The sequence below is a fragment of the Streptomyces colonosanans genome (assembly GCF_001866645.1).
Classification (GTDB): domain Bacteria; phylum Actinomycetota; class Actinomycetes; order Streptomycetales; family Streptomycetaceae; genus Streptomyces; species Streptomyces colonosanans.
Genome location: NZ_MLYP01000060.1, coordinates 79,109 through 88,588, shown reverse-complemented (window position 1 = coordinate 88,588; position 9,480 = coordinate 79,109). Strand labels below are relative to the sequence as shown.

The following is a 9,480-nucleotide window of genomic DNA, read 5'->3' as shown; positions in this document are numbered from 1 at the left end:
CCTTTCGGGGAGGGCGGGGGGGCGTGCGGATCATCGGGAGCGCATCGGGCGCTGGGGTGCGCCCCCGCTCAGGTACGGACTTCCAGCAGGGGCACCAGCTGTTCCACGGCCGTCATCGATCCATGGTTCCCGACCATCGCCGATTCCTTCGGCTCCCGCTCGGAGGCGATGATGAGCACATCGTCGCGGGCCGCGGCGACGACGTCACCGATGCGCGCGTACACCCGTTCGTCGATGTGCGGACCGAACCAGCCGGCCGCGATCGCCTCGTTTCGCGAGGCCACCCAGAACTGCTCGCCGAGCACCTCGCGCCAGCAGGTCAGGACGTCGTTCTCGGCGCCCGGCACGGCGTAGACGTGCCGGGCACGCCCCTCGCCGCCCAGCAGGGCCACCCCGGCGCGCAGCTCCCAGTCCTCGTCGAAGTCGATGCGGTGCCCCTCGGTGAAGGGGATGTCGATCATGCCGTGGTCGGCGGTGACGTACAGGGCAGTGCGCGGCGGCAGCTGCTCGGCCAGGCGCTGGACGAGCCGGTCGACGTACATGAGCTGGCCACGCCAGGTGTCCGAGTCGACACCGAAGCGGTGACCGGCGCCGTCGAGCTCGGCGTAGTACGTGTACACCAAGGAGCGGTCGCCCGCGGCCAGTTGCGCGGCCGCGAGGTCCATGCGGTCCTCGCCGGTCAGACGGCCGTGGAACCTCCCACCGCTCAGTGCGACCTTGGTCAGCGGGGTGCTCTCGAAGGTCGGGGAGGACACCTGCGCCGTGTGGACGCCGGCCGCGTCCGCGAGCTGGAAGATCGTCGGGTACGGCTGCCAGGCGTGCGGGTCCGTCCAGGGCTGCCAGCGGAGCTGGTTCATCAGCTCGCCGGTCTCGGGGTTGCGCGCCGAGTATCCGGGCAGGCCGTGCGCGCCGGGCGGCAGACCGGTGCCGACGGAGGCGAGCGAGGTCGCGGTGGTCGCCGGGTAGCCGGCGGTGATCGGGCGGCCGGTGCCACCGCGGGAGGACGCCAGGAGCGAGGCCAGGAAGGGCGCCTCGTCGGGATGTGTCTTCAGCTGCTCCCAGCCGAGCCCGTCGACCAGGAAGACGCAGTTGCGGTCGGCGGCGGTCAGTTCCGCTATGGCGGCGGTCTGGCCCGGCACTCCCATGCCCGCGGCCAGGGTGGGCAGGAGATCGGCCAGGGAGCCGGTGCCGTACTCGGGGAGGGGTGCGGAGCCGACGGCGAGCGGCTCCGGGTGGTCCTCCCAGGTGGACAGCGCCATCAGCGGGTGATGTCCGCGGTCGCCTCGGAGAGGGACTGCGCGAAGGCGAGTGCCTCGCGCACCGTCTCCGGTCCGTCCCCGGCCTCGCTGACGCGGAGGCTGAGGTCGTCCGCCGTCGAGTTGCCGGTGTAGCCGTGGTCGGCCTCGCAGTTGGGGTCGCCGCAGGCGGCGGGCTCCAGGTCGATGCGGGAGACGGCGCCCCAGCCGATGGTCAGGACGACCTCGCGGGGCAGCGTGCCCGGGGTGTACGACTCGGGGTTGGCGACGACGCGGCTGACGACGACCGACGAGATCCGGCCGAGCTTCACCGATTCCGTCGACGTCGTCGCGTACGGCGTCGGGGAGGTGTCGTCCGCGGCCTGTTCGTCGGTGTGGCTGACGATGAAGCGGTTGGCGGTGAGGACCAGCACGGTCACGTGCCGGCGCACCTCGTTCGCGTCGAAGGTGGTCTCCTGGTGGACCAGGTACGACCGGATGGGCTCGCCGCCCACCGCGGCCTCCACCGCCTCGGCCACGAGAGCCGGGTAATAGCCGCTGCGCTCGATCGCCGTGCGCAGCCCCTGGGTCGTCGTACTGGTCTTGGCCATGACGTCCATCCTACGGGGACGTACTGACTGCGAGGCACCGCTTGTCGCCGCTCAGTACCCCGGGAGCCTCCTCGGGCCGAGGTCGTCGCGGGCGGGCGGCGGCGCGAGGCGCACGGTGGCACCGAGCACGCTCAGGCCGTGCGGGGCGACGACGACCGGCTCCAGGGTGACCGCGACGACCTCCGGATGGTCGTCGACCAGCCGCGACACGCGCAGCATCAGCTCTTCGAGGGCGGGGGTGTCCACGGGGTCGGAGCCGCGCCAGCCGAACAGCAGCGGCGCCGTCCGGATCGACCGGACCAGGGAGGTGGCATCACGGTCGGCGACCGGGATCAGCCGGTGCGCCGTGTCACCGAGCAGCTGCGAGGCGGCCCCGGCGAGTCCGAACGACAGTACGGCCCCGGCCGCCGGGTCGATGACCGCACGCACGACCGTGTCGACCCCGCGCGGAGCCATTGCCTGGACGACCGGCCGCAGCTCCTCCGGATGACCGAACAGCTCCTTCAACTCGGCGTACGCCCGGCGCAGTTGCTCCTCGTCGGCCAGATCCAGCCGTACCCCGCCCAGGTCGGCGCGGTGCCGCAGATGCGGGGCGGTGGCCTTGAGGGCCACCGGGTAGCCGATCGCGCGGGCGGCCTCGACGGCGGCCCCGGGCGTGGGCGCGGGCAGCGCCTTGCGTACGTGGATGCCGTACCGCGCGAGCAGATCGCAGGTCTCGTCCGTGCCGAGCGTCAGCCCCTGCCCCCGCGTGAGCAGCCCGTCGATCAGTTCGGCGGCGCCCTTCTCGTCGATGTCCTCGTACTCGGGCACCTTGCCGGGCTCGGCGGCCTCGCGCCGCCACTGTGCGTACTTGACGGCTTCGGCGAGGGCCCGGACGGCGCGCTCGGCGGCGGGATAGGCGGGTATGGGACGGGGCTCGTCCGGCGCCTGGACGGGTTCCACCGCGGTGGCCGGTCGCTCCGCGGGGCGCGGGAGGTCGCCCCGCTGCGCCCGCGGGGACGTGCTGGCCGCCGCGGACAGCGCCTCCGCGAGCCCGCCCAGCTCCACGTGCACCACGAGCACCGGCTTTGCGGGAGCCGCCGCGGCGGCCGACCGGAGGGCCTCCGCCAGTGCCTCGTCCCGCGCCGGGGCCTCGCCGACCGCCGGGATCGCGGTCACGACGACGGCATCGCACGAGTCGTCGGCCAGTGCCGCGGACAGCGCCCGGTGGAAGTCCTCGGCCGACGCCGCCGTCGTCAGGTCGAGCGGCGGCGACGGCCGCAGTCCCTCGGCCAGGCAGGCGTCGTAGGTCAGCAGCCCCAGCGACTCGGAGTTCCCGAGGATCGCCACCCGGGGCCCGGCGGGCAGCGGCTGCCGGGCCAGCAGCAGCCCCGCGTCGACCAGTTCGGTGATGGTGTCCACGCGGATCACCCCGGCCTGTCGCAGCAGCGCGGACACCGTGGCGTGCGGCAGCCGCGTGGCCCGTACGGCATGTCCCTGCGGAGCACCTCCGTGCCGCGCCCCCTGCACCACGACCAGCGGCTTGACCGCGGCCGTCCGCCGCGCGAGCCGGGTGAACTTGCGCGGGTTGCCGATGGTCTCCAGATACATGAGGGCGACATCGGTGTCCGGGGCGTCGTACCAGTATTGGAGGACGTCGTTGCCCGACACGTCCGCCCGGTTCCCGGAGGAGACGAAGGTCGACACGCCCGTGACCCCGGTGACCCCTCCCCCGCGCCGGTGCAGCCGCGACAGCAGCGCGATCCCGATGGCGCCGGACTGGGCGAACAGTCCTATGCGTCCGGGGCGCGGCATCTCGGGCGCCAGGGACGCGTTGAGGCGGACCTGAGGCGAGGTGTTGATGATCCCGAAGGCGTTCGGCCCGATGAGCCGCATCCCGTACGACCTCGCCTGCCGCACCAGTTCCCGCTGCCGCTCCCGGCCGTCGGGACCGCTCTCGGCGTATCCCGCGGAGAGGACCACGAGTCCCTGCACCCCGTGCTCCCCGCACTCGGCCACGACCTCGGGGACGTGCTCCGCGGGGACGGCGACGACGGCGAGATCGACCGGGTCGGCGATGTCATGGACGAAGCGGTGGGCGGGGACCCCGTCGAGTTCCGTCCGTCCCTCGGGGAACGCCCTGTTCACCGCGTAGAGGCGGCCGGTGAACCCTCCGTCCCTGAGGTTGCCGAGGACACTGCGGCCCACTCCCCCAGGCTTGCGGCCCACACCGATCACGGCCACCGAGCCGGGCGCGAGCAGCCGCTGCACGGACCGCGCCTCGGCCCGCTGCTCCCGTGCGCGCTGCACGGCCAGGGAGCGGTCGGTGGGCTCCAGGTCGAGCTCCAGATGGACGACACCGTCCTCGAAGCTGCGCTTCTGCTGGTACCCGGCGTCCGTGAACACCTTGATCATCTTGGTGTTGGCGGGCAGCACCTCGGCGATGAACCGGCCGATGCCGCGCTCCCGGGCCACCGCGGCGATGTGTTCGAGGAGGGTGGAGGCGACGCCCCGCCCCTGGTGCGCGTCCTGCACCAGGAAGGCGACCTCGGCCGTGTCGACGGGGGCGGGCGCGTCACCCCCTCCGGCAGTGGAGGAGGCGGGCAGCCCTCCGGCACCGACTCGGTCGTAGCGCACGGTGGCGATGAACTCACCGCCGACCGTGGCGGCGAGTCCCACCCTGTCCACGAAGTCGTGGTGCGTGAAGCGGTACACGTCCTTGGCGGACAGGTGAGGGTACGGCGCGAAGAAGCGGTAGTACTTCGACTCGTCCGATACCTGCTCGAAGAAGTGGACGAGTCGCTCGGCGTCATCGACGGTGATGGGCCTGATGCGCGCGGTGCCGCCGTCGCGGAGCACCACGTCGGCCTCCCAGTGGGCGGGGTATTCGTGCCGGTCCGACGCGGTCTGCATGGGCCCCAGACTAACGACCTGGGGAGCAATAGGGAGCGGCGTCGCGGCGTCCGGCACGGCCGCTCACGGCGTTGCCGAAATGTCCTAATAGCTCCGCTACGAGGACCTTCCGGCGCCTTGCGATCGACCGCACCGGACGCCGCTCCTTCACCCGCTCCCTATTGCTCCCCAGGTCGTAAGGCTCGCGTCCGACAGCGGCGCGAGGCAGGCTGAGGGGACCGAGCCGGGACCGTCCAAGGCCCGAGGGCACACGGTGCCGGCTCCGGGTTCGCCGCACCGTATGGGAAACTGGTCTAGACAACCCTGATACACCCGAAGGGCAGCATCACATGGCTGAGCGCCGCGTCAACGTCGGCTGGGCCGAGGGTCTCCACGCCCGCCCCGCCTCCATCTTCGTCCGGGCCGCCACGGCCTCCGGCGTCCCCGTGACGATCGCCAAGGCCGGCGGCGCGCCCGTCAATGCCGCGTCCATGCTGGCGGTTCTCAGCCTGGGTGCCCAGGGCGGCGAGGAGATCGTCCTCGCCTCCGACGCGGAAGGCGCGGAGGCCGCGCTCGACCGTCTGGCCAAGCTGGTCGCCGAGGGTCTCGAGGAGCTGCCCGAGACCGTCTGACCCTCCGGGCACCGAAGCACTGCGGAGCCGCGTCGGCCGTTCAACGGCGGACGCGGCTCCGACGCATACGCGACGGTGTCGCACGGCTGTCGAGCGGCGCGGGCACAGCGGATCCGTGAGCCGATCACGCAGCGCATGCGGCTCCGCCCGTGGCGGAAGCGCTGCGTCAGATGTTCACCCCGTGTGACCGGAGGTAGGCGACGGGATCGATGTCCGATCCGTACTCCGGGGTCGTACGGGCCTCGAAGTGGAGGTGCGGCCCGGTGACGTTGCCGGTGGCGCCGGAGAGGGCTATCTGCTGGCCCGGGGTGACGCTCTGACCCACGAAGACGCCGATGGACGACAGATGGCCGTACTGCGTGTAGGTGCCGTCGTGCATCCTGATGACGATCTGGTTGCCGTACGCGCCGCCCCAGCCGGCCTCGACGACGGTGCCGACGCCGACCGCGTGCACAGGTGTCCCCGTGGCGGCGTGGAAGTCGATACCGGTGTGGGTGCCGGAGGACCACAGGGAACCGCCACTGCGGTAGCCGGTGGAGACGTACGAGCCGGAGATCGGCGCCACGAGCGTGTTCAGGCGCTTGCGCTCGGCCTCGCGCGTGGCGCGCTCCTTGGCCTCGCGCTCCTTCTTCGCCTGCTCCGCAGCCTTCCTGCGCGCGGCCTCGGCGGCCTTCTTCTGCTCGGCCGCCTGCTTCTGGGCGACGGCCTGGGCGTCGATCTGCTCGGCGACCGAGTCGCCGAGGCTGACGGCCTGGATCAGTCCGGTCTGCTCGACGGAGTCGTCGGCGGCTAGCGCCGGGGAGGCCAGGGTGCCGATGACTCCGGTGGAGGTGAGCGCCGCGACGCCCATGGCGTTCGTGGCCGTGCGCGTCGTGCGGCTTTGACGACGGTGCTTCCCGGTGGCGCAGGTGAACGCCATGAAGTGGCTGGTCCTTTCCTTCCCTCTCGCCTACCGGGTCAGCCCTGGGGGTCCCCAGGCCGTCCAGGCCCTGGGGAAGGGTTCGGAGCAGGAAGGTCCCCTACGGGCTCACGCCCGATTCAACCCAGGGGCTGTGGTGGGGTCCCCGGCTCCCCTGGCTCGCGCCGTACGGGGACTCGGCGATGGCTGTCCGGTGCCGCGGATGCGGCGCACTGCCTGACGGACAGCCCGACCGACGCTAAGGGGCCCTCTCGCTCTCAACAAACGGATCCCGGGATTTGTAGCGCATCCCACAGGGCAGAGAGGCAACCTCTGTGGCAATACGGACAAACTCCCAAGAGACGGGGCCCTGGTGACGGAACAGTCACCAGGGCCCTTGTGAGGTCATCGCGCCCGTGCGCGCCGGGCGCCGTGCTACTCGGCCGGTACGACGCTCACTTCACCGATACCGAGCGCCTTGACCGGCTCCGCGATCTGCGCGGCGTCGCCCACCAGGATGGTCACCAGACGATCGACCGGGAAGGCGTTCACAACCGCCGCCGTGGCCTCCACCGTGCCCGTGGCGGCGAGCCGCTGATAGAGCGTCGCCTGGTAGTCGTCCGGCAGGTACTGCTCGACCTGGTCGGCAAGCGTGCTCGCGACGGCCGCCGCGGTCTCGAACTTCAGCGGCGCCACACCCACCAGGTTCTGCACGGCGACATCGCGCTCCGCGTCCGTCAGTCCCTCGGCGGCGAGGGTGCGCAGCACCTTCCACAGGTCGTCGAGCGCCGGGCCGGTGTTCGGCGTGTCGACGGAACCACTGATGGCGAGCATCGCGGCGCCCGTGCCGTCGGGCGCGGAGCGCAGCACCTGGCCGAACGCCCGCACACCGTAGGTGTAGCCCTTCTCTTCGCGCAGGACGCGGTCCAGGCGGGAGGTGAGGGTGCCGCCGAGGCAGTACGTGCCGAGGACCTGCGCGGACCATACGCGGTCGTGGCGATCGGCGCCGACACGGCCGATGAGCAACTGTGTCTGGACGGCGCCGGGGCGGTCCACGACGATCACGCGGCCGGTGTCGTCGGCGGTCACCGGCGGCACGGGGCGCGGCTTGGCGGGCTCCCCCGTCCAGGCGCCGAGCGTGTCGCCGAGGAGCGCGTCGAGGTCGGTCCCCGTGAGGTCGCCGACCACGACGACTGTGGCCGTCGCGGGGCGTACATGCCGCTCGTAGAAGGAGCGGACGGCCGCGGAGTCGATGGCCTCGACCGTCTCCACGGTGCCCTGGCGGGGGCGCGACATGCGCGAGGACGCCGGGAACAACTCCTTGGAGAGTTCCTTGGCGGCACGGCGGGCCGGGTTCGCGATCTCGTGCGGGATCTCGTCGAGGCGGTTGCGCACCAGGCGTTCGACCTCACTGTCCGCGAACGCCGGCGTCCTCAGGGCGTCGGCGAGCAGTCCGAGTGCCTTCGGCAGACGCGAGGCGGGCACTTCGAGGGAGAGGCGGACACCCGGGTGGTCGGCATGCGAGTCGAGCGTGGCGCCGCAGCGCTCCAGTTCGGCGGCGAACTCCTCTGCGGAGTGCCGGTCGGTGCCCTCGGAGAAGGCGCGCGCCATGATCGTGGCGACGCCGTCGAGGCCGGCCGGTTCGGCGTCCAGGGGCGCGTCGAGGAGCACCTCGACGGCGACGACCTGCTGGCCGGGGCGGTGGCAGCGCAGGACGGTCAGACCGTTGTCGAGCGTGCCGCGCTCGGGCGCCGGGAAGGCCCAGGGCCTGGCCTCGCCGGGCTGGGGCTGCGGGTGGAAGTCCATGGTCGCGAGCTCGGTCACTTCGCCGACTCCTCGTCGTTGCTGGTGCCTTCGGCGGCGGTTGTTTCGGCTTCCGGGGTCTCGGCCTCGGCGCTGACCGGCTCGTACACGAGCACTGCGCGGTTGTCCGGGCGCAGCCGGGCCTTGGCGATCTCCTGCACCTCCTCGGCGGTGACCTCGAGCACGCGCTTCACGGCGGTCAGGGCGAGCTGTGGGTCGCCGAACAGCACGGCGTAACGGCACAGTTCGTCGGCGCGGCCCGAGACCGTGCCGAGCCGGTCCAGCCACTCGCGCTCCAACTGGGCCTGGGCTCGCTCCATTTCCTCGACTGTGGGGCCTTCCTCGGCGAACCGGGCGAGTTCCTCGTCGATGGCGGACTCGATGACGGGCACCTCGACATCGCCGGAGGTCTTCACGTCCAGCCAGCCCAGGGAGGGCGCCCCGGCGAGCCGCAGCAGGCCGAACCCGGCGGCGACGGCGGTGCGGTCCCGCCGTACGAGCCGGTTGTAGAAGCGGGAGGACTCGCCGCCGCCGAGGATGGTGAGCGCCAGGTCGGCCGCGTCGCACGCACGCGTGCCGTCATGCGGCAGCCGGTAGGCGGCCATCAGGGCACGCGCCGGAACCTCCTCCTCGACGACCTCGCGCAGCTGCTCGCCGATGATGTCGGGCAGTGAGCCGTCGCGGGGTTCGGGCTTGCCGTCGTGGGACGGGATGGACCCGAAGTACTTCTCGATCCAGGCAAGGGTCTGCTTGGGGTCGATGTCGCCGACGACGGAGAGGACCGCGTTGTTGGGCGCGTAGTACGTGCGGAAGAAGGCACGCGCGTCCTCCAGGGTGGCCGCGTCCAGGTCCGCCATCGACCCGATCGGCGTGTGGTGGTACGGGTGACCCTGCGGGTAGGCGAGGGCGGTCATCTTCTCGAAGGCGGTGCCGTACGGGACGTTGTCGTAGCGCTGGCGGCGCTCGTTCTTCACGACGTCCCGCTGATTCTCCATGGACTCGTCGTCGAGCGCGGCGAGCAGGGAACCCATGCGGTCGGCCTCCAGCCAGAGGGCGAGCTCCAGCTGGTGGGTCGGCATGGTCTCGAAGTAGTTCGTGCGCTCGAAGCTGGTCGTGCCGTTGAGCGAGCCGCCGGCGCCCTGCACCAGCTCGAAGTGGCCGTTGCCCTTGACCTGGGCCGACCCCTGGAACATCAGGTGCTCGAAGAGGTGGGCGAGGCCCGTGCGCCCCTTGACCTCGTGACGCGAGCCGACGTCGTACCAGAGGCACACCGCCGCGACCGGGGTCAGGTGGTCCTCGGAGAGCACCACGCGCAGGCCGTTGGCCAGACGGTGCTCGGTCGCTGTCAGGCCGCCGGAGCCTGCCTCGGCTGTGGCCGTGTGACCCATGGGCATGTACGTCCCTTCGATCGCGGAAGCTGTCGCGGAAAC

7 protein-coding genes are annotated in these 9,480 nt (G+C 72.0%); 1 reads left to right on the top strand and 6 read right to left on the bottom strand.

Features of this window, described 5'->3' with window-relative positions; all coding sequences use genetic code 11:
- Positions 1-68: 68 nt before the first annotated feature.
- Genes BIV24_RS23870 through BIV24_RS23860 form a run of 3 tightly spaced genes read right to left on the bottom strand, consistent with a single transcriptional unit; the run spans position 69 to position 4,738 of the window.
- Positions 69-1,259 carry an alkaline phosphatase family protein gene (locus tag BIV24_RS23870; RefSeq protein ID WP_071368474.1) on the bottom strand — a complete coding sequence of 397 codons (1,191 nt, stop codon included), beginning with the start codon at positions 1,257-1,259 and terminating at the stop codon, positions 69-71.
- The gene (locus BIV24_RS23865; protein WP_071368473.1) at positions 1,259-1,855 is read right to left on the bottom strand and encodes a DUF5998 family protein; all 597 of its coding nucleotides are present in this window, start codon (positions 1,853-1,855) and stop codon (positions 1,259-1,261) included. Before BIV24_RS23865 ends, BIV24_RS23870 begins: the two co-directional genes overlap by 1 nt.
- 42 nt (positions 1,856-1,897) lie before the next feature.
- Complete coding sequence (locus BIV24_RS23860) at positions 1,898-4,738, bottom strand: bifunctional acetate--CoA ligase family protein/GNAT family N-acetyltransferase (RefSeq protein WP_071368472.1); 2,841 nt, start codon at positions 4,736-4,738, stop codon at positions 1,898-1,900.
- A gap of 329 nt (positions 4,739-5,067) precedes the next feature.
- Here BIV24_RS23860 and BIV24_RS23855 point away from each other — a divergent pair, with 329 nt between their 5' ends.
- Entirely contained in the window at positions 5,068-5,349 is a 282-nt protein-coding gene (locus tag BIV24_RS23855; protein ID WP_071368471.1) for an HPr family phosphocarrier protein, read from the top strand.
- A gap of 166 nt (positions 5,350-5,515) precedes the next feature.
- On the opposite strand, the gene BIV24_RS23850 is transcribed toward BIV24_RS23855, so the two are convergent.
- From BIV24_RS23850 to BIV24_RS23840, 3 genes are all read right to left on the bottom strand, one after another.
- Positions 5,516-6,268, bottom strand: coding sequence for a M23 family metallopeptidase (locus tag BIV24_RS23850; RefSeq protein ID WP_071368470.1), 753 nt, complete (start codon positions 6,266-6,268; stop codon positions 5,516-5,518).
- Between the two features lie 414 nt (positions 6,269-6,682).
- Positions 6,683-8,071 (bottom strand): M16 family metallopeptidase, encoded by a 1,389-nt coding sequence (locus BIV24_RS23845; RefSeq protein WP_071368469.1) that lies wholly within the window; start codon positions 8,069-8,071, stop codon positions 6,683-6,685.
- The gene (locus BIV24_RS23840; protein ID WP_071368480.1) at positions 8,068-9,444 is read right to left on the bottom strand and encodes a M16 family metallopeptidase; all 1,377 of its coding nucleotides are present in this window, start codon (positions 9,442-9,444) and stop codon (positions 8,068-8,070) included. Before BIV24_RS23840 ends, BIV24_RS23845 begins: the two co-directional genes overlap by 4 nt.
- Positions 9,445-9,480: the final 36 nt, after the last annotated feature.

Coding starts and splice junctions, on each gene's coding strand:
- BIV24_RS23870 (WP_071368474.1), bottom strand. CDS start 1,259: ATGGCGCTGTCCACCTGGGAGGACCACCCGGAGCCGCTCGCCGTCGGC.
- BIV24_RS23865 (WP_071368473.1), bottom strand. CDS start 1,855: ATGGACGTCATGGCCAAGACCAGTACGACGACCCAGGGGCTGCGCACG.
- BIV24_RS23860 (WP_071368472.1), bottom strand. CDS start 4,738: ATGCAGACCGCGTCGGACCGGCACGAATACCCCGCCCACTGGGAGGCC.
- BIV24_RS23855 (WP_071368471.1), top strand. CDS start 5,068: ATGGCTGAGCGCCGCGTCAACGTCGGCTGGGCCGAGGGTCTCCACGCC.
- BIV24_RS23850 (WP_071368470.1), bottom strand. CDS start 6,268: ATGGCGTTCACCTGCGCCACCGGGAAGCACCGTCGTCAAAGCCGCACG.
- BIV24_RS23840 (WP_071368480.1), bottom strand. CDS start 9,444: ATGCCCATGGGTCACACGGCCACAGCCGAGGCAGGCTCCGGCGGCCTG.